Source organism: Mycobacterium sp. DL99 (genome assembly GCF_004762045.1).
Classification (GTDB): domain Bacteria; phylum Actinomycetota; class Actinomycetes; order Mycobacteriales; family Mycobacteriaceae; genus Mycobacterium.
Genome location: NZ_SJOM01000007.1, coordinates 6,188,748 through 6,209,845, shown reverse-complemented (window position 1 = coordinate 6,209,845; position 21,098 = coordinate 6,188,748). Strand labels below are relative to the sequence as shown.

The window sequence follows — 21,098 nt, the reverse complement described above, 5'->3', positions numbered from 1 at the left end:
GCTAGGGTCAGGGACCGGACAGCACCGCGGTGCCGTACCGCTCACACAGCAGCAGGGCCAGTTCGACGTCGAGCCGATCGTCGTCGACGGGCCTGCCGCGGCGCTCCTCGGCACGGCCGACGCGGTACTTGACCGAGTTGAAATGCAGGTTGAGTTTCTCGCCCGCCGATTTGTAGCTGGCGCCGCCGTGCAGGTACACCCGCAGGGTTTCCCGCAGCCGGGCGTCGTTGGCGGTGTCCGATGCCAGGGCGCCTAATGTCTGGGAAACGAATTCCTTTGCATCGTCCAGGTTTTCACCGATTAGCGCCGCAGCGGCAAGTCCTGGGTCACCGGCGGCGGTGACCCCGCCGGTGCCGGCGGCGAGCGCGACGCCACGGGCTTTCATGGCCTGACGATGTGATCTGCGGAAGCCGTCGACGCCGTACAACGGTGTGCCGAGCGCAGCTGCAGGGCCGGTGTGCCGTGCGCCCATGTGGGAGCGGACAACCTCGACCGCGGTCGTCGCTGCAGAGGCCGACAGCGGTATCCACCCCCAGCCGGTGTTGCGATCAGCGGCGATGAACAACGGACTACTTTGTGCCCCAACAGCTTCTGCCGAGTCCCGGAGTGCTGACTCCAGCCGGCCGAGCCCGTCGTCCAGTTCGGAGTCGGCCGGCCACCACATCACGACGGCAAGATGTGTCCGCTGCATCGGGTACCGCAGCGTCGCGGTGAGGGTATCGGGGTCGGACACCGAGACCGACAGTGGCGTCGCGAGCAGCTCACGCACCCGCAGCGCCCTGGCGCTGTTCCGGTTGGCCAGCCACCGGTCGCGTTCGGCTTCGTAGACCACCACCACCTGCTGGCTGATCCAGTCGATGTAGCGGAACGACACCGAGGTGATCCGCTCGAACACCGCCAACCCGATCCGGGCCTGAAGTCCGGCGGCGTTGACCTCCTCGGCCGCGGCGTCGATCACCAGGGCGTGCCCCAACCGATATGCGCGCACCAGCGCCTCCATCGGCACACCGCGCTGGGCCACGCGCCGGGCGTACTCCAGGGCGGCGGTCGGCGGTTCGATGTTGCCCAGCGATATGTCGTGGCGAAGCGCATGGAAGATGGTCTCGACATTGCCCGCGACACTGGATCCCAGTAGTTGCACCAACTCGGGATCGCCACGCAACTCCGTAATGTCGCTGGCCAGGGCCTGTTGTACGGAATGGCTCACCGCTACTTGACGTGCCATCAACCGATCCATCACCACGGCGGATGCGGCCGCGACATCGGTGTCCATGTGTTGACCCTAGATCGCAAATTTGTCTCCAAGCGACAAACCGCCGGGCCGACTTCATCGCCGCGAGATGATGTGAGGCGCATCACCGGCTACCTACCGTCGTGACATGTTCCTCGCGACCCTGCCAGATCGCCGCGCCGCCCTGGCCCCGCATGCTTCCGCCGTCGCCGACGACGCCCTCGACCTCGACAACACCGCATTCCTCGACACCGTGACCCGTGCCGCGGCCGCGCTTCGGTCGGTGGGCGTCGGGCCCGGCGATGTCGTCGCACTCAAGCTGCCCAACCGTGCCGAATTCGTCGTGACGCTCTTCGCGGCCTGGCGCTTGGGTGCCGTTGTCACCCCGATCAGCCCGACCCTGGTGGCGGCCGAGATGGCCTACCAGGTCGCCGATGCCAGGTCCAAGGTGCTCGTCGTAGACGACGATACGGCGGCTGAGGTGCCGGTCCTGACGCTCGATGATCTGGCCGCCGGATCGGCGGATCCGGTCGCACCCGTCGAGATCTCGGACGACGCGCTGGCCCTGCTGATCTACACGAGCGGCACCACGGGCAGGCCCAAGGGCGTCATGCTCGACCACGCCAATGTCAATGCCATGTGCGACATGGTCATCCAGGGGTTCGAGCTCACCGAGGCGGACCACAGCCTGCTGATTCTGCCGCTGTTCCACGTCAACGGCATCGTGGTCAGCACCCTGTCCCCGCTGATCGCCGGCGGCCGGACCACGATCGCCGGCCGGTTCAACCCGGCCACGTTCTTCGAGCACATCGAAACTACCCGCGCCACATACTTTTCCGCAGTACCCACCATCTACACGATGCTCGCCGGACTGCCCGCCGAGGTGCAGCCCGATGCCAGCTCGGTGCGGTTCGCGGTGTGTGGCGCCGCGCCGGCCAGCGTTGAACTTCTTGAGCGGTTCGAGCGTCGCTACGGCATCGGGCTCATCGAGGGTTACGGACTGTCCGAGGGTTCCTGCGCCAGCACGGGCAATCCGCTGCATGGCAAGCGCAAGCCGGGAACCGTCGGCATCCCGTTGCCGGGTCAGGAGATTCGCATCGTCGACGGCTCCGGTGCGACGCTCCCGCAAGGAGAGGTCGGCGAAGTCGTCATCAAAGGCCCCAACGTCATGCGCGGCTATCTCAACCGCCCGGAGGAGACCGCCGAGACCCTGGTCGACGGCTGGCTGCGCACCGGCGATGTGGGCCGGTTCGACGAGGACGGATACCTGGTGCTCGTGGACCGGGCCAAGGACATGATCATCCGCGGCGGGGAGAACATCTACCCCAAGGAGATCGAGACGGTTGTCCACCAGCTGCCCGAGATCGCCGAGGCCGCCGTCGTCGGGCGCGCGAATCCGGTCTACGGCGAGGAGCCGGTCCTGTTCGTGTCACTGAACCCGGGCGCCGAGCTCGGCGAGGACCGGATCCGCGAACATCTCACCGCATCGGTGTCGAAATACAAACTGCCCGTAGAGATCACAATTCTGCCCGGCCTGCCCGTGAACCCCGTCGGCAAGATCGACAAGCCGACGCTGCGTAAGACACTGACCACCGCGGTTGCGCGGTCCTAGCCCGGTACGACAAAGGAGCTCGCCATGGGATTCGTCAACCCAACCCTGCCAGAGGTCGACCTCGAGGAGTTTCTGCGCCTGCCACTGAGGGACCGCCTCCGGATCATGAGCCTCAAGTGGGTGGACCACGGCCTCGGCGCTCCCCGCATGATCCATGTGCTCTACATCGTCAAGCTGACGCTCTTCTACGCGCTCGGCGGGGTCGTCATCGCGACTGCGACGTCTCATCTGCCCGCCTTCTGGCATGTGGCCGACTGGTGGAATCAGCCGATCGTGTATCAGAAGCTGATCCTGTGGACCATCCTGCTGGAGCTCCTCGGGCTGGCCGGATCGTGGGGCCCACTTGCCGGCAAGACGAAGCCGATGACGGGCGGTTACCGATTCTGGGCCAAGGTCAACACGATTCGGCTGCGGCCGTGGAAGGCGGTGCCGTTAACCGACGGTGACCGTCGCACCCGGTTCGACGTGTTCGTGTACCTGGCGCTGATCGCCGCCGTGGTGGTGGCGCTGGTGGCACCCGGTGTGCACAGCGATTCGCTGAGCGCGGTGTTGCCACAGAACACCTCGGGCCTGGTGAACCCTGCGCTGCTGATCATGCCGATGGTGCTGCTGGTCGTGATCGGCTTGCGGGACAAGACGATCTTCCTGGCTGCCCGCGGCGAGCAGTACCTGCCCGCGCTGCTGTTCTTCACGACATTGCCGTTCGTCGACATGATCATCGCGGGCAAGCTCTTGATCGGCACGGTGTGGATCTGGGCCGGTGTCTCCAAGTTCGGTCTGCACTTCACCAACGTCATCCCGCCGATGGTGAGTAACAGCCCGACGCTTCCGTTCAAGTGGCTCAAGCGCGCGCACTACCGCAACTTCCCGCACGATCTTCGTCCCTCGCACCTGGCGACCTTCATGGCGCACGGGCCGGGCAGCTTTGTGGAGATCGTCGCACCGCTGGCGCTGCTGCTGTCACCGTGGCCCTGGCTCACGTTCGGCGCGGCCGCGGTGATGGTGTGCTTCCACCTGTTCATCATCTCGACGTTCCCGCTGGCGGTTCCGGTGGAATGGAACGTGCTGTTCGCCTACATCACCGTCTTCCTGTTTCTCGGCTTCCCGAACTGGGACGGCTACGCCATCGCGGACATGTCCTCGCCCTGGCTGACTGTGGTGCTGCTGATCGGGCTGTGCTTCTTCCCGGTGCTGGGTAACTTCCGGCCGGACCTGGTGTCGTTCCTGCCCGCCATGCGTCAGTACGCGGGCAACTGGGCTTCGGCGGTGTGGACCTTCACCCCGGGCGCCGAGCAGAAGCTGAACCGGGTCACCCGGTCCGCGCCGAACACGGTGGATCAGTACATCAACTTCGGCTGGGACCCGGTGGTGGCCGAGGTGTTCACCCAGCAGGTCACCGCGTGGCGCGCACTGCACAGCCAGGGCCGCGGACTCTATTCGGTTCTGTTGAAATCCCTCCCGGACATCGACAGCCGCACCGTGCGCGAGGGGGAGATGGCGTGCAACACGATCATCGGTTTCAATTTCGGTGACGGACACCTGCACAATGAAGATCTCATCGCCGCGATCCAGTCCGAGGCGCAGTTCGAACCGGGCGAGTTCGTGGTGGCATGGGTGGAATCGCAGCCGATCCATCGCAAGACCCAGGAGTACAAGGTGATTGACGCGGCCCTCGGGGTGATCGAGCGGGGCACCTGGAATGTGTCCGACCTGGTCGACGAGCAGCCCTGGCTGCCGAACGGGCCGATCCCGTTGAATGTGACGTGGCGGCGGGCCGGGATTCCGGCATGAGCACGGCAGTTGTGGTCGGTGCGGGGCCCAACGGGCTCGCGGCCGCGATCACGCTGGCCTCGGCTGGGGTGGACGTCACCGTGCTGGAGGCCGCCGACGAGATCGGCGGCGGGGTGCGCTCGTCGAGCGAGGGCCTCGCGGAGGGTTTCCCCGCGGGCCTCGTCCGCGACCACTGCGCAGCGATCCATCCGATGGCGGTCGGCTCGGCCTTCCTGAACGGTCTTGGGTTGGAGCGTCACGGTCTGCAGTGGAAATGGCCAGAGATCGATTGTGCGCATCCGCTCGACGGTGGTGATGCCGGCCTGCTGTACCGCAGCGTGGATACCACCGCGGCGGCGCTCGGCGGGGATGGAGGTCGGTGGCGGCGGGCTTTCGGCGGGCCGTCATCGAATTTCGACATGCTCTCGCAGGACATCATGGGGCCGCTGCTGCGGGTGCCGAAGCATCCGCTTGCGCTGGCTCGTTTCGGCGCGCCAACGGTGCTGCCCGCGGAGGCGTTCGCCCGGCTGTTCCGTACCGAACGCGCGCGGGCATTGTTCGGCGGTGTCGCCGCACACACCTTCCGGCCCTTACACTTTCCGCTGACCTCGGCCATCGGCCTTGGCATCATCACCGCCGGGCACCGGCACGGTTGGGCGGTGGCACAGGGCGGTTCGCAGGCCATCACCGATGCTCTGGCCGCGGTGCTCGCGGAGTTGGACGTCAAGGTGGAAACGGGTATCCGCGTCACGTCCGGTGCGCAGCTGCCGTCCGCCGACGTGACGATGTTCGATCTCGCACCGACAGCGGTGGTCGACATCATGGGGGACCGCCTGCCCAGGCGGGTGGCCCGTGGCTTGGGTGGATTCCGGTACGGTCCTGGAGCATTCAAGGTCGACTTCGCGGTCGAGGGTCCGGTGCCGTGGACGAATCCGGAGGTCGGCGGCGCGGGGACGGTGCACCTGGGCGGTGACTTCGCCGAGATCGCGGCGACCGAGCGGGAGATCCACGCCGGCCGGATGCCGCAGCGGCCGTTTGTGCTCGTCGGGCAGCAGTATGTGGCCGATCCGGGCCGCTCGGTCGGCGACATCAATCCGGTGTATTCGTATGCCCATGTGCCACACGGCTATACGGGTGACGCAACAGAGGCGATCATCGGCCAGTTCGAGCGGTTCGCCCCCGGGTTCCGCGACCGGATCGTCGGGATGGCGGTGCGGTCGACGACGGAGATGTCGGTCTACAACGCCAACTACGTCGGCGGTGACATCTGTACGGGGGCCAAGGACATCCGGCAGTTGGTGTTCGGCCCGCGGACTACGCTGCAGCCCTACCGAATTGGTGTTCCCGGCATGTACCTGTGCTCGGCGGCCACCCCGCCGGGGCCCGGGGCGCACGGCATGTGCGGCGCCAACGCGGCCGCGGTGGCCCTGGCTTCTCTCGCGCGGTGAGTGGCGGCGGGTTTGCGGTGGGCCGGCAATGCACATTCCTACTCACAAGCGTGTAATTCAAAAACATGCCCTGTGATCAGCGATGACATCGGGCTCGTCGAAAACCATCCACAAGTTATCCACAGGCCGCTCTGGTTGGCTGTGTGAGCCGTCGATGCGCGGCGAAGATCGTTGCAGGACATCGGGTTGGGCAGTCGCGTGGTCTGGGCGCGGGTGTAGCCCGTTTCCGGTGCGACCCGACCGTGTGCGCGCTTTGATGGGTACATGTCGAACCACTTCACCGGGCTGAGTCTCGGGCCACCGCTGGGCGACCAGCGACTCGATCTATGCGATCTATATGCCTTCCAGTCACCGGCCGATCCCACGCGGACCGTGCTGATCCTCAACGCCAATCCCAACGCGGACGCTCTGCATCCGGATGCCATCTACCGGCTGGCCATCGACAACGACGGTGACCTGCGCGACGACATCGCGTTCAGCTACGTGTTCTCCGAGCCGGTCGACGGCCGCCAGACCGTGGACGTGTATCTCGCCGCCGACGAGGACGCGGAATCGCCCGAGGCAGTCGGAGAACGGATCTTCACCGGCGTCGAGGTGTCGTTCGGGCGGGAGCCGGTGATCGCCCAGACCAACGCCTACACATTCTTCGCCGGTGCCCGCAGTGACGCTTTCTTCTTCGACTTCGACGGTGTCAAGAACCTGTTCGACACCTCCGGAGGCCGGAACTTCACCGCACTCCATCTCAGCGGTCAATATCCTTGGACCGGCGTGGATTCCAACACCCAGGCCAATGTGTGCTCGATGGTCATGGAGCTGCCGACTGTGCAGCTGGGCGCCGACCCCGACATCCGGATCTGGGGCCGGTGCAGCCTTCACCGCGACGGCGAGCTGTTGCACGTGGACCGGGCCGGGCATCCGTCGGTGAGCAGCTTCTTCAACACCGACGACACCAAGCTGGAGTACAACGCCGGCGTGCCGATCCATGACCGGGAGCGCTGGATGGGCCAGTTCATCCATCTGCTGGGGCACACCGGTGGCTACTCGCACGACGAGGCGATCGCTGCCATCGACGAAGAGGGGATCCTGCCCGACATGTTGACGTTCAACCCGTCGAAGCCGGCCAAGTACCCGAATGGCCGGGTGTTCGCCGACGACGTGATCGACTACCGGCTGGCGTCGCTGACCAAGGGTGACTGTCCGGCGTCGGGCCTGAGCCCGCACACCGACACCCTCGACGTGTTCCCGTACCTGGGCCCGCCACACTGAGGCCGCACTGCAGGACTTTCCTGACTTAGAGCCGCAGGCCCGCGATGAAGATCGCGAGCAGCCGGCTCACGGTCGACTCGAAGTCGGTCACCATCGAGGTACCCACCGCTGAATCCGGTGTGCTCCATGCCCAGGCCGTGCCGGTGAACGCGTGGACGGCTGCCGTCAGCGAGCGGAGCTGATCATGGGACAACGGCAGCGACGGCTGTAGCGCGGCGCCGAGCCGCTGTTGGGCATCCTGCGCCTGGGCCGCCAGGACGCGGAATTCGTCCGGGGCGAGGCGGCTGATGAGCATGGGCGAGGCCGCGATGAGATCGCACAGGACCGGTCGAGCGGCCAGCGTGTGGGCCAGTGCGGCTGCCGGAGTGGCGGTGCGGAGTTCGACCGTGAGCGCATCGATCCAACCCACGTGCTCGTCGTACATCACCCGCAGCAGCAGTGCCTCGCGGGAGCCGACGTACCGCAGGATGCCCGACTTCGCCAGGCCCGCAGCGGCGGCCACGTCGCCCAGCGTCAACGTGGCCGCGCGCGTCTGCGCCAGGCACTCCCGCGTCGCTGTCACCAGCCCCGACAACCGGTCCCGGCGCTGCGCCTCGCTGCGTGCGCGGGTGAAAGGTGGGGCGGATTCCGGCATTTCCACATAATAGAACATTGTTCTGTTAAAGTCGCGAGCCATGAACCGCCGCTATGAATGTGTTGTCCGCCGGCACACCACGGCACCGCCGCGGACCCTGTTCGCCATCGTGTCCGACGGATCTCGCTGGTCCGCTTGGGCCTCGCCCCTGATTCCCTACTCGGCCTGGGAATCCCGCGGCCCGGCCGGCGACGGTGGGGTCGGGGCGATCCGGGCCGTGGGCACCCGGAAGAAGCCGACCCGCGAGATGACCACGATCCACGAACCGGACCACCGGCACGGCTACACCATGCTCACCGACGGTCCGATCCGCGACTATCAGGCCGAAGTGACGTTCACCGAGGTCGCCGGCGGCACGCAGGTGACCTGGCGCGGTGGGTACGAGACCCGTTGGCGCGTGGTCGGGTTGGCCTACTGGCTTGTCCTCCGCGTGGTGCTCGGGACGTTGTCACACAAGCTCGTCACCGCCGCGGAAAAGGGCATCGTCTAACGCCGAGTGGCCAGTTATGACACGGTTTTTCGTTGTCCGCGTGTCACAACTGGCCACTCGACGCCCTACCCCGGTCCGGGCTACGGCTTGATGCGGATCCGGCCCGGCTTGTAGAGCCCGGAATGTGTCGCTGTCCCGAGCTCGACCTCCGCCGGAACCGCGTCGACGATGGTGTCGAACTTGCGCAGCGAACCCCAGTCGCGGCCCCAGTCCTTGTTCAGGTAGGTGGCCATCACGTGCTGGCGCAGCAGCAGGTCACTGATGCCCAGGAGACCGCCGTTGATGCCGTCCTCCCAGGTGTCGGTGTCCTTCATCTTGGCGTTGTAGTCCGGGGTGATCCGGAACTTCGGCACCTCGGTGACACCGTTGGCGTGCAGCATCGGCTGCTGGCACGGGAAGGCCAGGCCCACAGCCCAGTCCATCAGTACCGGCTGTTGTGAGCCGATGTACTCCTGCACGGTCTTGACCTCGGGAACCCGGGGCGGGGTGACCGCGATCCAGTCGCCGAGGCTCAGCGACTCGTCCTCGGCGATGACCCGGACGAACGTGGCGTCCGCCGGAATCTCGCTGCGGTCGAAACGCAGGTTGCGCCATGACGGGATCGGCCCGAGGTCGTAGGGCGCCACCCGGCCGGCCGGTACCGCGGCCCCGTCGGGGCCTGGCCGTCCGTACTCGAGCTCAACCGTCTGGCCCTCGGTGCGGCCGTTGAAAATGCTGTTGCCGGTGATGGTTCCGGCCGCGGTGACGACGACCAGTGGGTGGGCGGCGTCGGGTGCGGGCAGTTGGTACCAGGCCGAGGCCAGCTTGCTCACCTGCTGTGCCGGGCCCTCGGTGTAGCTGCCGGCCAGCGGAACCCGGGCCGGATCCAGCCCGTAGGGCAGCGGAACGGTCGACCCGTTGATGCCCGGGGTGGTCAGCTTGGCGTCGGCATTCCAGTCGGCGTCGATGCCCGGCATCGGCACTGTCAACCGAATCGCTTCGGCCACAATATGGTCCGGCACACCGTTCGGGGTGAACCCGGTCGGTGCGGTGCCGCCCAGCGGCCCCAGCGGGCCGTACTCGCCCGGCGCGGGGGTCAGGAACCCGTCGTTGGGGTCGGGTTCGACCAGTACGTCGTCGGCCAGGCCGCAGCCGCCGGCGAACGCGCGGAGGTTCGACGATGCGTTGGAGTAGGTGCCGTCCTGGCGGACGACCCCGTAGAGCATCGAACCGACGAAGACCACCACCATGAACCCGGCCGCGATCGGCACCGGGGCGGCGGTCAGTGCCCGCGCCACCCGGCCCTCGGCCGAGGGCCGCAGGTGAAGCCAGTACGCCCACAACGCAGTGATGGCGAACAGCGCGAAGAAGATGGCGCTCACGGTGATTCCGCCGATTGCGGGCTTGTCGTTGTTGAACGGCACGCCGTAGCTGGACACGTACCACCAGCCGTTGGTGGTGGCGAAGCACAGCGCCAGGACGAACAACACGGCCGATGTGAACGCCATCCGGTTGCGCGCCGAGCGGAGCACGACCGGCGACGCCAGCACCGTGACCACCGCCGCCATCGCCGCACCCACCGCGGCGAACAGGCCGAAGTGGTGCACCCACTTGGTGGGGGTGAACATCAGGCAGAACATGGTGGCGAAGATGATGCCCATCAGCCGCCATACCGGCCCGCGGGCCACACCGGGAACCCGCTTGCGCCGCAACATGATGAACAGTGAGGCGAACAGGCTCAGCGCGGTGATGATGAAGCCGAACCGGCGGGACAGCGAGCCGTCGACGGTCGGCAGGATCAGGTAGTAGTAGCGGAGGTTCTCGGTGTACCACTCCTGGCTCGGCCCGATTGCGGTACGAATCCTGGTCGCCTCCAACACTGTTGCCAGCGTCTGGTCGGCGAAGACCACGGTCAGGATCACCGTGCCGGCGGCCAGTAGCGGCAGCACCAGCGGCCAAATGCCGAGCGTGCGGCCACGACGCACGAGGATGCGCAGCAGCGGGCGGCCACCGGCGAGCAGCGCGGCGACGGCGATCAGGCCGGTCGGCTGGATGCCGAGGGTGAAGGCCGCGGAGATGATCGCCATGGCGGCCGGCGTGAGCCGTCCGGAGATGATGGCCCGCTCGATCAGCACGTAGGTGATCAGTGCGCCGGTGGCGATCTGGCCCTCGGGCCGCAGGCCGTTGTTGAACGGCATCCAGGCGGCCATCAGAACCAGGCCCGCGGCCCACAGTGCGGGCTTGGACGCGATCACCGCGGGCCCGAGGCGGGGCAGCACTTCACGCGACAGCAGCAGCCAGCAGACCAGCGCGCAGATCAGGTCGGGCAGTCGCATCCAGATGCTGGCGTCGCTGACATGGGTCATCAGGGCCAGCAGGTTGTAGAACCAGCCGAACGGATCCTCGGGGCTGCCGAACCAGCGGAAGTAGTTCGACATGTATCCGGCGTGGTCGGCCACCCGTGCCATCTGCAGGATGTAGCCGTCGTCCGACGAGTTCGCCCCGATCACGTGCCAGGTCAGGAATCCGCCGACCACCACCACGTCGACGGCGCTGAAGGTGCGCCAGCGCGACGGGATCAGGTGGTGCATCCGCCGTCCGTCGAGCCGGTCGAGCCGCCACAACGCCACCAGTGCCACTACGGTGGCGGCGATGCCCAGCAGCATCGCCACCAGCTTGAGTGCGGTGGGCTTGGAGGTGAACCGGGTGTCGATCGTGGCCGACAGGGAAAGTCCTTGCGGCGCAGGCCCGCTCAATTCGGTGAAGACGCCGACGATCTGGGGCCGCAGGTTCGGGTCGGGGAAGCCGGTGCGCAGCTCTTTACCGTCCGTGCCGGTGAGGCCGACGAACGTGGCGAAGGTGCCCGCTTCCGACGACGTGATCTCGATGCTGGAACATCCGGGCGCACCGCCGGCTCCGGCCACCTTGTCCCGAGTCACGCTCGCGATCACCACGTTGCGGTCGGTGATGTCGACGCGCTTGCTGTTGACGTTGACGAACAGCGCGTTGAGCGCGGCCTGCCTGCCCTCCTTGGGCGCGGTGCCCAGCACCATGCCGCCCTCGGGCGGCATGGACCGGATCACGTCACAGGGCACCGTCACCGACATGGTGACCGGCGTCTGGGTGATCAGCGGCGCGGTGACGCTGTTCATCTGACCCGCCTGGGGCCAGTTCAGCGTCGCGGTGGTCTGCACCACCGGCAGCAGCGGTGTGGCCACCGCGCACAGGAAGCCGATCAGGCCGGCGATCATCGCGACCCAGCGGGTCACCTGAACGCCCTTGTCGGCGCTGTGTTCACGCAGGGTCACGCTCATGGCAGGGCTCGGATCGGTCCGGGCCGGCTGAAGCCGAACACTCGCTGGGTTCCTTCATCGATGTGGGCGACGGGCGCCTGCCCGGCCGGTACCACCGGGTCGTATTTCTCGATCGAGCCCCAGTCCCGGTACCAGTCGTCACGCAGATACGTCGGAATGGTCGACGTGCGCAGCAGCGCCTGGATGAAGAGGAAGGGGCCACCCTTCTGGGCGGACTGCCACATGTTCGACGACACCACCACTTGCTTGACGTTGGGAAGGATGCGGTACTCCGGCAGCTCGGCCACACCGAGATGTTCGGAGAACGGCCGCTGGCAGGGGAAATTGGCGGCGGTCGCGATGTCCATCAGCACCGGGGTCTGCGCGCCGAGGAACTCACTTGCGGTCTGCAGGGTCGGCACCCGCGGCGGGGTGAAGCCGAACCATTGGTCTTCGGAGAGGTTCGGGTCGTCGGCCACGATCCGCGCCACATTGGCCTCCGGCGGCGCCCAGGCCAGCGGGAAACGCAGGTTGCGCCAGGCGTATTGGGCGAACACGTCGATCGGTTGCACGGCGTCGAGGGCCTGGAAGCTGCCGTCGGGACGGTGCACACCCCACTGCAGTTTCAGCGACTGCCCGTAGTGGAACTCGTGCTCTTCGTCGTAGTACCAGATGGCGCCTGCCGCGGCGACGGTCACCAGCGGCCGGTCCGCGGTGCGCGGTGGCAGTTGGTACCACGCCGAGGTGGCCTTGGCGGCGACGGTGTTCTCCTTGTAGCTGCCCATCACCGGGGTGCGGGCCGGGTCCAGGCCGAACGGCAGGTATACCCGGGAACCGTTGGCGCCGACGGGTCCGTAACCGCCGCCGGTGCCCGCCGCGTAGGCGATGCCGACGTTGGGCTTGTTGGGCGATCCGTCGGAGTTCACCGTGCCGGGGTTGGCGACGACGGGCTTCGGCGGTTCGAGGGTGTCGCTGATCCCGTTGGGGGTGAAGCCGACCGGGTTCTCGCCGCCCAGCGGGCCGTACTCGCCGTAGGTCTGGCCCGGAACCGGTTGCAGCATGCCGGCATTGGTGTCGGCTTCGACGAGAACGTCGTCGGCCATGGCACAACTGTCCGATGACAGACCCGAGGTGAGCGCCGAAACGTTGGCCTTGGCGGTGGTGTAGACGGGGTAGCGCTGGACGAAGCCCTTCGCCATCGACCCGACTTCGAGCACCACCATGATGGTCGCGACCACGAGCAGGGGCGTCGATGCCAGCGCCCGGTTGCGCCGGGTGTTGGCCACCTCGGTGTGCCCGGCGTAGTCGATCCGGAAGTGCAGCCAGCCGGCGAGCACCGCGGTGATGATGGCCAGGGCCAGGAACATTGTGGTGACCGGATGCCCGGCGATCACGGGCTGGCGGTCGAACCAGGGCACGCCGTAGTTGCCGACGTAGAACCAGGCGTTGTTCCCGGATGTGGCCCAGGCGAGTACGAACAGCAGCGCCGTCACGTAGAGGGCGAGGTTGCGTCGGCTGTGCAGGCCCACCAGGGCGAAGGCGAATGCCGTCACCGCGCCGAGCGCGGCGGCCAGCCCGGCGAACGCACCGAACTGCACGGCCCACTTAGTCGGGGTGAAGTGCAGCAGCAGCAGGCCGATCGCCGTGGTGCCGATCAGTCGCCAGACCGGCCCGCTGGCCAGCCCGGGCACCCGGCCCTTGCGCAGCAGGACGGCGATCATGCCGAACAGGCACAGCATCATGGCCAGCACCGCGAACCGGCGGGTCAGGGAGCTGTCGACAGAGTCTTCGACGGTCAGGAAGTAGTAGCGCAGGAATTCCTGGTACCAGGAGATGGTCGGGCCGACGGTGTATTTGATCCGGGCCGATTCGGCAACGCTGGCCAGGGTCTGGTCGCGGAACACGATGACGAACACCAGTGCGGCCGAGCCGGCGAGCGCGGCCAGGGCGGGCAGGGCGATGCGGCGGCTGCGAATGGTATTGACGACGCTGCGCGCGCCGACCAGCAGCGGGGCCACCGCGATGATTCCCTGCGGGGCCAGCGTCACGCTGAGCGCTGCGACGATGATCGCCAGGCAGGTGGGCCAGACGCGGCGGGTGGCGATGGAGTTTTCCACGAGCGCCCACACCGCGAGCACGCCGAAGGCGATCAGCGGTTCGGGCCGCAGGCCGTTGTTGAACGGCAGCCAGGCGGCCAGGAACACCGCTCCGCCGGTCCACATGGTGACCTGGTTGCGTGCGACGCGCCGTCCGAGGCGGGGCAGGACCCAGCGGCTGAGCAGCAGCCAGGTGCCGATCGCGGCCAGGGTGGCGGGTACCCGCATCCAGACACCGGCGGTGCTGATCGCTGCGAAGTGGGCGAGCACGGACTGGTACCAGTCGAACGGTGCCTCGGTGGCGCCGAAGTAGCGGAAGTAGTTGGCGGTGTACCCGGCGTCGGCCGATACCCGCGCGATGGTCAGGTTGTAGCCGTCGTCCGATGAGATGGCGCCGATGACGTGCCACAGCAGCAGGCCGCCGATGACGCCGATGTCGGCGATCCAGGTCGAGACCGGAACCTTCACGAAGCGCTGCCAGGCCCCGCCGACCCGATGGCCTCCACGGCGGTCAAGAACGGCCAGCGCCACGATCGAGGCCACCACACACAGCACGCCGAGCGTCATCACCAGCAGTTTCAGCGGGGTGGGGGAGGTGATGAACCGGGTGTCGATGTCGACGCGGGCGCTCAGCCCGGGCTGCGGTGCCATCTTCAGATCGGTGAACAGGCCGGCGACCTGAGGCTTCTTCTCCACGGCCCCGGTGCCGGTGGCGCCGGGGATGCCGACGAAGTCGGCGCCCACTCCGCCGACGTTCGCCCACAGGTGCATCGCGCTGCAGCCGCCGGCGTTGATCGCGGCGCGGGGGGCGACGGCCACCACCGAGTCACGGAACGCGACCACCACGGTTTCGGTGTTGGCCCGCACGAACAGCCCGTTGCGGCTGGCGTCGATGCCGGCCGAGGGGATGGTCGAGAACACCAGGCCGCCCTCGGCGGGCAGCGTGGCGATCGCCGAACACGGGATGGACACGTCGAGCGACTGCGGGGCGCCGGACACCAACGGGGCGGTCACCGAGGTGACGTCTCCCGCGGTATCGGTGCCCTGCGGCCACAGGACGGTCGCAGTGGTCTGTTTGACGGGCAGAAGTGGCACCAGCGCGCACAGCACCACACCCGCGATGCCCGCGACGATGGCGATCAGGCGTGCGATGCCCACAACACGGTCGGTTGGCTCATCGGAAGGCACGAGGCTCGATGTTATGCGACCCGTATGTGAGCCCCGGTTCCAACCGCCGAGTGGCCAGTTATGTCGCGGGATTGCCGCCGCTATGTGACATAACTGGCCACTGAAGGTGGGTAATGCGAACTAGCTGTGTCGCAGCGGCGCCGGGCTCCACAGTCCACTGCGGATCGCGGTGCCCAGGTCAAGACGGGCCGGTCCGGCGTCCGGGTACCACGGCGTGAGCCGTTGTAGCGAGCCCCAGTCCCGGAACCAGTCGTCCCGCAGATAGGTCGGCACGCTCGACGGCCGCAGCAGCAGTTCGGAGATGCCCAGCGGGCCGCCGCCCAGGTAATCCATCACCGGCGAGTTGGCCTCGGCGCCGAAGCGGTCCGGCAGGATCCGCCACTTGGGCACCTCGGTCACGCCGTACTGATGGCCGAAGGGCCGCTGGCACGGGAACGCCAGGCCTACCAGCCAGTCCAGCAGGACCGGGTCCTGCGACCCGACCACGTCCTGCAGGGTGCGCAGCTCCGGGATCCGCGGCGGGGTCACCGCGATCCAGTGCTGGGGGGCCAGGTCGTCGTCGGTGGCGACCAACCGGATCTGGGTGGCCTCGCGCGGGATGGCGGCCATCGGGGCACGCAGGTTGCGCCACGCCGGGGCGGCGCCCACGTCGGCGAATCCGACGCCGCCGCCGGGCTTGTTCTCGGCGGCCTGCGCGTCGGTGGCCCACTGCACCACGACCTCACCCGGATCGAAGCGGCCCGCGGCCGAGACGACCAGCAGCGGTCCGGCCTGATCGCGATCGGGCAGCCGGTACCAGGCCGAGCGCATGACCGCTGGCTGCTGGGTGCCGGCTCGCCAGCTGCCGAGCACCGGGGTGGTGGCCGGGTCGAGCCCGTAGGGCAGCCGGGCCCGGGAGCCGTTGATCCCGGCGGCCGCGGTGGTGCCACCCTCGGTACCCACCTCGCTGCCGGTCACGGTGCCCGAGTCGGTGTCGGCGAAGTTGCCTGCGCCGGGCTGCTCCATCACCGGGTCGGCCGAGACGTCCGACGGGATGCCGTTGGGGCCGAATCCCTGCGCGGTGACCGCGCCGAGCGCCTGCCCGGGCGGCTCACTGACCGGTGCCAGCAGGCCGGCGTTCGCGTTCTCCTCGACCATCACGTCGCTGGCCAAGCCGCAGGTCTTGCCGGTGAGCGCCTCCAGGTTGGAGCGTCCCACCGACCAGGCCGGGTACTGGGCGGTCATCGCCAGGGTCAGCGACACCACCTCGAACATCACCACCACCCAGGCGGCGATCGCCAGTGGCGATTGCACGATCCGCTGCCAGCGGTGCTGCGGGCCGTCCGGGGATTCGTCACGGTCGCTGAAATGGAACCAGGCCGCCAACAACAAGGTCAGCACCGACAAGCCCAGCAGCATCGTGGTGAACCCGAAGTGCCACTCGGGGAACGAGTTCGACCAGGGCACCCCGAAGTTGGATACGTACCACCAGCCGTTGACGGTCGCGAACGACAGCGCCGCCACGAACAGCACGAGTGCGGCGAACATCGATCGGTTACGCCGGGACTTCATCGCCACGGCCGTCACCGCGACCGCGGCCAGCGCGCCGAGAGATCCGGCCAGCCCGGCGAACACGCCGAAGTGGTGGGTCCACTTGGTCGGGGTGAACATCATCGCCAGGAACGAGATGATCGTGATGCCGATGATGCGCCGGCTCGGACCGGCGGCGGTGCCTGGGATGCGGCCCTTGCGCAGCGTCATCGCCACCGAAACAGCCAGTGCCACCAGCAGGGTCAGCACCGCGAAGCGTCGCGCCACCGAACCGTCCGGGCTGCTGGTGAACAGCCGCGAGTAGCGGATGTGCTCGTCGAACCAGGCCAGGCTGGGGCCGACGGCGGATTTGAAGGTGCTGGCCTGCAGCTCACCGGCCAGGGTCTGGTCACGGAAGATCAGGATGATCGTCACGGTGCAGGCGGCCAGGATCGGGGCCAGCAGCGGGAGGTGCCCGAAGCGTGAGGTATGCCGGGCCACAATGGTTTTCAGTGGTCCGACGGCGACCAGCAGGGCGCCGATTGCGGCGATGCCGGTGGGCCCGGAGAACAGGGTCAGCGCGCCGATGACGATCGCGACGGCCACCGGCAGCATCCGGTTGGTGGCCACGCCACGTTCCACCGAGCACCAGGTCAGCAGGATGCCGAGGGCGATGATCGGTTCGGGGCGCAGGCCGTTGTTGAGCGGCAGCCAGAACGCCAGGAACATGCCTGCGGCCGTCCAGGCGGCCGCGCGGTTGGTCTTGACGGCGCGACCGAGTCGAGGGAGTACCTCACGGCTGATCACCCACCAGCAGGCGAGCGCCATCACCAGGGTGGGCAATCGCATCCAGACGCTGTTGGTGGAGACGTGGGCCCACAGTGCGAGTAGGTCGTAGTACCAGCCGAACGGGGCCTCGGGGGTGCCGAACCAGCGGTAGTAGTTGGCCATGTAGCCGGCGTGTTCGGACACCCGCGCCATGGTCAGGATGTAGCCGTCGTCGGAGGTGTTGGCCCCGACGAAGTGCCACCACACCAGCACGGCGGTGACCAGTCCGTCCAACGGTGTCATCGACCACCAGCGGGGCGGCAGGAACCGCCGGTGCCGGACGCCGTCGGCGGTGTCGAGGCGGTGCAGCGCGGCCAGCGCGATCGCGGTCATCGCGACGCCGATGATCATCGCCAGCATCTTGAGCAGCGTCGGGGCGCTGCTGTAGCGGGAGTCGATGGTGGCCGAGAACTTCAGGCCCTCGGGTGCCGGGCCGGACAGGTCGGTGAATACGCCGACGATCTGCGGCCGGAAGTCGTAGCCGCCCCGCTCACCGCGCAGGGGCGCGGCGGGGTGGTCGGCGGTGGCGCTGGCATCACCCTGGGTGAGCCCGACGAATTCGCCGGTCACCTTGTCGGCGTGTGCGGTGAATGTCAGGGACTGGCAGGCCGGGCTGAGTACCGCGTCCAACGGGGCACTGACCACCGGAGTGTTGCGCACGATGACCAGCAGGTCGTTGTTCACCCGCTCGATCAGCAGACCGCGGTCGATGGCCTTGGGTGCCTGCTTGGGAACCGTGGAGAGCAGGACGGTGCGGCCCCGGTTCTCCGGCCCGGCCAGTCCCGCGGCGGCCTGGCACGGCACGGTGATGGTCAGATCGGTGGCGACGTACCCGATCAGCGGGGCGTTGATGCTCTGCCAGGTGCCGTTCTGCGGCCAGTTCAGCTGGGCCGTGGTCTGCTTGACTGGTAGCAGCGGTGTCGCCACCGCCATCAGTACGCCGAGCAGACCGGCGACGATCGCGATGAGCCGCGCCGTCCGGTGGTTGCTGCCGGCGGTTCCTTGCGGTCCCGTCACGGGCTCTGATGCTATCGGCGTATCAGTGGCCATCGGGAATGGGCTTTCTGATCGCCAGGACGAATGGGCCGATGTCAGTCACCTCGAAACGTGGATCTTTGAACAGTGCCGCGTCGAGCGCCACGTGGTAGCGGCGCACGTTCGGCTGGTTGGGGTAGACGTCGGAGGCCAGGCGCAGCGTGTAGGTGTCGTTCGCGCCGTGGCGCATCAGGAACACGGTCGGCGCCTTCCAGGGCATTTCGTCAAGAGCCTTCACGAACTGGTCGGGCTTGCTCAACGTGGCCCAGCCCTCGATGGCCTTGGCGCGTTTGTCGAACTCGGCCAGCGGGTTGGCGTAGTGCGACGTCAGCCCCTGGAACCCGTAGTAGGGGTAGAAGGACAGGAAGCTGTAGTCGGCGGTCAGCACGACGGTCTGGTTGCGGGGCACCCCGGTGATCTCGGTGATCTTGGCGTCGATCTCGCGGTAGTAGCGCTCGGCCCCGGGTGCCCGGCGGTCGGCCCGCTGGCCGCTGCCGTCGGTGTCTGTGTAGGCCACGTTGATGTCGGGGCGCAGTACGTCGGGGATGTCCTGACTGAACGTGATGCCGCCGATCGCGCCGACGGTGGCCGCCGCCGCGACGACGCGACGTGCGGTCTCCGGCTGGTAACGCCTGGCTGCGAGACGGGCCAAGCCCTGTGCCGATTCAACGAACCCGAATGCCCCGGCGGTGGTGAGCAGCACGGTCAGTGTGGGCTGCAACCGGAAGGACAGCAGCGTGGTGCCGGCGAGTGTGGTCAGCATCGACAGCAGCGACCAGGCGTAGACGGCGAGCACCGCGACGGCCAGTGCGCCGGCCCGCGTCGAGCTGCGCGCCCGGACCACCAACCACAGCGTGCCGAGCATGCAGAGCGCGCCGAGCAGCGTGAAGCTCAGCATCGGGAAGGTCAGCTGGGCGCCGGCGTCGGGCAGGTAGTGCTGGGCGGTGCCCTTTTCGGCGGGTGTTCCGCGCAGCGCGGCCAGCAGGTACGGGGCCCAGGTGAGCAGGGCGATCGCGCCGGCGATCACCGCGATGACGATGCCTCGCAGCAGCGGGTCGAAGCGTCGGCGCGCCACGGCCAGCACCAGTCCCATGATGGCGAGCGTGAATGCGCAGTAGAGGAAGAGCAGGGTGTAGAGCAGCGCGGTCATCCCGAGGAAGATCCCGACGCCGACGACGGCGGCCCAGCCTCCGTTACGGGTCTGGCCGCGCAGGCCCGACCAGGCCAGCACGAACACCGGCGGCAACAGCACGGTGATGATCGCGGCGTACGGTTCGGTGGAGGCGTAGGCCAGCATGGCCGCGGTGCTCGCGGTGGTCACGATCAGCGCGGACTCGAAGCGAATCATGGTCGCCCACAACACGAATGCGAGTGCAACCGCGATGGTGATCGAGACGATCGACCAGGGCTTGAACATCTCCCAGGCCGGGGTGTCGGTGGCCGCGGCGATGCGCCCGCCCATCCAGAACCAGCCGGCCGGGTAATACGGCGGAAGCCCGAAGTAGGTCATGTCGTGCAGGCCGGGGGCGTCGGCCAGCCGGGTCAGGTACTCGGTGCGGAACTGCTGGTCGACCGAGACCCCGAACAGATAGAGCTTGGTGGCGCCCAGCGGCATCGCCAGGGTGACCACCGAGAACGCGGACAGGAAGATCAGCGCGGCCAGCCGGGCCAGGGTGCGCCGGCCCCGGCGCCAGATCAGGCCCGCGGCGAAGATTCCGGCCAGGGCGCCGACCTGGCCCACCGTGGTGAGCGCATGCAGCTGGTTGGACGTGTTGTAGGCCGGCCACTGGACCTGGGCGATCGCGGCGATCGACACCCCGGCCACCGCCGAGGCGAGCATCAGGGCGACCACCATGTGTCCGATGACCCTGGCCGGACGCGCCTGCATCAGATGGGAAGCTTGCGGAAGATGGGCCGCGGGATGTGCCGCAGAACCATCATCACGTACCGGAACGCCCCCGGCGCCCAGACCAGCTCCTTGCCCTTGGCCGACGCGGTGACGGCCAGTTCGGCGACGTATTCCTTGTCGACGGTCAGCGGGGCTTCCTTGACGTGGGCGCTCATCCGCGTGCGCACCTGTCCGGGCCGGATCACCAGCACCCGCACGCCGAACTCGCGCAGTGCCTCGCCGAGGCCGAGGTAGAACCCGTCGAGTCCGGCCTTGGTGGAGCCGTAGACGAAGTTGGACCGGCGCACCCGCTCGCCGGCGGCCGAGCTCATCGCGATGATCCGGCCGTAGCCCTGTGCCCGCATCTTCTCGCCGACCAGGACGCCGACCGAAACGGCTGCGGTGTAATTGATTTCGGCGATCTGCACGGCCTTGCGCTGGTTCTGCCACAGCTCTTCGGCGTCACCGAGGAGGCCGAACGCGACGATCGCGACATCCACGTCGCCGGAGGCGAACGCCTTGTCGATCACGTCGGGGTGGCTGGCCGTGTCGATCGCATCGAAGTCGATGACTTCCACCGAACTAGCGCCGGCCTTGCGCAGCTGGGCCACGGCGTCGTCGCGGCCCGGATCGCCGGGCAGGGCGGCCAGCACGATGCGGGCAGAGGCGTCGCGCAGATAGCGCTCACAGATCGCCAGCCCGATCTCTGAAGTGCCGCCGAGCAGCAGAATCGTCTGGGGGTTACCTACGGCGTCGAACACCATCTAGCGCAGCTCCAAGCCTCGGGGGACATCGTGACGAGGGTACCGTGCGGTTTCCTTCGAAAATTCG

12 protein-coding genes are annotated in these 21,098 nt (G+C 67.8%); 5 read left to right on the top strand and 7 right to left on the bottom strand.

What is annotated here, in order from left to right:
* Window positions 1-7 precede the first annotated feature (7 nt).
* Complete coding sequence (locus tag EYZ64_RS30190; RefSeq protein ID WP_135459426.1) at window positions 8-1,273, bottom strand: PucR family transcriptional regulator; 1,266 nt, start codon at window positions 1,271-1,273, stop codon at window positions 8-10.
* Between the two features lie 106 nt (window positions 1,274-1,379).
* Between EYZ64_RS30190 and EYZ64_RS30185 the strand changes: the two genes are divergently transcribed.
* From EYZ64_RS30185 to EYZ64_RS30170, 4 genes are all read left to right on the top strand, one after another.
* The gene (locus EYZ64_RS30185; protein ID WP_135459425.1) at window positions 1,380-2,843 is read left to right on the top strand and encodes a class I adenylate-forming enzyme family protein; all 1,464 of its coding nucleotides are present in this window, start codon (window positions 1,380-1,382) and stop codon (window positions 2,841-2,843) included.
* Between the two features lie 24 nt (window positions 2,844-2,867).
* Complete coding sequence (locus EYZ64_RS30180; protein ID WP_135459424.1) at window positions 2,868-4,634, top strand: DUF3556 domain-containing protein; 1,767 nt, start codon at window positions 2,868-2,870, stop codon at window positions 4,632-4,634.
* Complete coding sequence (locus EYZ64_RS30175) at window positions 4,631-6,061, top strand: phytoene desaturase family protein (RefSeq protein ID WP_135459423.1); 1,431 nt, start codon at window positions 4,631-4,633, stop codon at window positions 6,059-6,061. The genes EYZ64_RS30180 and EYZ64_RS30175 overlap by 4 nt, the downstream gene beginning before the upstream one ends.
* 264 nt (window positions 6,062-6,325) lie before the next feature.
* Window positions 6,326-7,327, top strand: a complete 1,002-nt coding sequence (locus EYZ64_RS30170) for a DUF4331 family protein (RefSeq protein ID WP_135459422.1) — start codon at window positions 6,326-6,328, stop codon at window positions 7,325-7,327.
* Between the two features lie 25 nt (window positions 7,328-7,352).
* Here the strand turns inward: EYZ64_RS30170 and EYZ64_RS30165 are convergent, their stop codons facing one another.
* Entirely contained in the window at window positions 7,353-7,961 is a 609-nt protein-coding gene (locus EYZ64_RS30165) for a TetR/AcrR family transcriptional regulator (protein ID WP_135459421.1), read from the bottom strand.
* A 40-nt stretch (window positions 7,962-8,001) separates the two neighbouring features.
* Between EYZ64_RS30165 and EYZ64_RS30160 the strand changes: the two genes are divergently transcribed.
* Window positions 8,002-8,451 (top strand): SRPBCC family protein, encoded by a 450-nt coding sequence (locus tag EYZ64_RS30160; RefSeq protein WP_135459420.1) that lies wholly within the window; start codon window positions 8,002-8,004, stop codon window positions 8,449-8,451.
* 80 nt (window positions 8,452-8,531) lie between these two features.
* On the opposite strand, the gene EYZ64_RS30155 is transcribed toward EYZ64_RS30160, so the two are convergent.
* The 5 genes from EYZ64_RS30155 to dprE2 form a co-directional block, all read right to left on the bottom strand.
* Entirely contained in the window at window positions 8,532-11,744 is a 3,213-nt protein-coding gene (locus tag EYZ64_RS30155) for an arabinosyltransferase domain-containing protein (RefSeq protein WP_135459419.1), read from the bottom strand.
* Window positions 11,741-15,007 carry an arabinosyltransferase domain-containing protein gene (locus EYZ64_RS30150; RefSeq protein WP_286175197.1) on the bottom strand — a complete coding sequence of 1,089 codons (3,267 nt, stop codon included), beginning with the start codon at window positions 15,005-15,007 and terminating at the stop codon, window positions 11,741-11,743. The genes EYZ64_RS30155 and EYZ64_RS30150 overlap by 4 nt, the downstream gene beginning before the upstream one ends.
* 120 nt (window positions 15,008-15,127) lie before the next feature.
* Window positions 15,128-18,394 carry an arabinosyltransferase domain-containing protein gene (locus EYZ64_RS30145; protein ID WP_167858034.1) on the bottom strand — a complete coding sequence of 1,089 codons (3,267 nt, stop codon included), beginning with the start codon at window positions 18,392-18,394 and terminating at the stop codon, window positions 15,128-15,130.
* On the bottom strand, window positions 18,384-20,267 hold the full coding sequence (locus EYZ64_RS30140) for a galactan 5-O-arabinofuranosyltransferase (RefSeq protein WP_135459417.1): 1,884 nt from the start codon (window positions 20,265-20,267) through the stop codon (window positions 18,384-18,386). Before EYZ64_RS30140 ends, EYZ64_RS30145 begins: the two co-directional genes overlap by 11 nt.
* A complete protein-coding gene (gene dprE2 / locus EYZ64_RS30135; protein ID WP_135459416.1) occupies window positions 20,267-21,031 on the bottom strand; it encodes a decaprenylphospho-beta-D-erythro-pentofuranosid-2-ulose 2-reductase in 765 nt (254 codons plus the stop codon). Before dprE2 ends, EYZ64_RS30140 begins: the two co-directional genes overlap by 1 nt.
* Between the last annotated feature and the right edge of the window lie 67 nt (window positions 21,032-21,098).

Bases quoted from the DNA above. Each gene is read 5' to 3' on its own strand.
- EYZ64_RS30190 (WP_135459426.1), bottom strand. From the start codon at position 1,273: ATGGACACCGATGTCGCGGCCGCATCCGCCGTGGTGATGGATCGGTTG.
- EYZ64_RS30185 (WP_135459425.1), top strand. From the start codon at position 1,380: ATGTTCCTCGCGACCCTGCCAGATCGCCGCGCCGCCCTGGCCCCGCAT.
- EYZ64_RS30180 (WP_135459424.1), top strand. From the start codon at position 2,868: ATGGGATTCGTCAACCCAACCCTGCCAGAGGTCGACCTCGAGGAGTTT.
- EYZ64_RS30175 (WP_135459423.1), top strand. From the start codon at position 4,631: ATGAGCACGGCAGTTGTGGTCGGTGCGGGGCCCAACGGGCTCGCGGCC.
- EYZ64_RS30170 (WP_135459422.1), top strand. From the start codon at position 6,326: ATGTCGAACCACTTCACCGGGCTGAGTCTCGGGCCACCGCTGGGCGAC.
- EYZ64_RS30165 (WP_135459421.1), bottom strand. From the start codon at position 7,961: ATGCCGGAATCCGCCCCACCTTTCACCCGCGCACGCAGCGAGGCGCAG.
- EYZ64_RS30160 (WP_135459420.1), top strand. From the start codon at position 8,002: ATGAACCGCCGCTATGAATGTGTTGTCCGCCGGCACACCACGGCACCG.
- EYZ64_RS30155 (WP_135459419.1), bottom strand. From the start codon at position 11,744: ATGAGCGTGACCCTGCGTGAACACAGCGCCGACAAGGGCGTTCAGGTG.
- EYZ64_RS30145 (WP_167858034.1), bottom strand. From the start codon at position 18,394: ATGGCCACTGATACGCCGATAGCATCAGAGCCCGTGACGGGACCGCAA.
- EYZ64_RS30140 (WP_135459417.1), bottom strand. From the start codon at position 20,267: ATGCAGGCGCGTCCGGCCAGGGTCATCGGACACATGGTGGTCGCCCTG.
- dprE2 (WP_135459416.1), bottom strand. From the start codon at position 21,031: ATGGTGTTCGACGCCGTAGGTAACCCCCAGACGATTCTGCTGCTCGGC.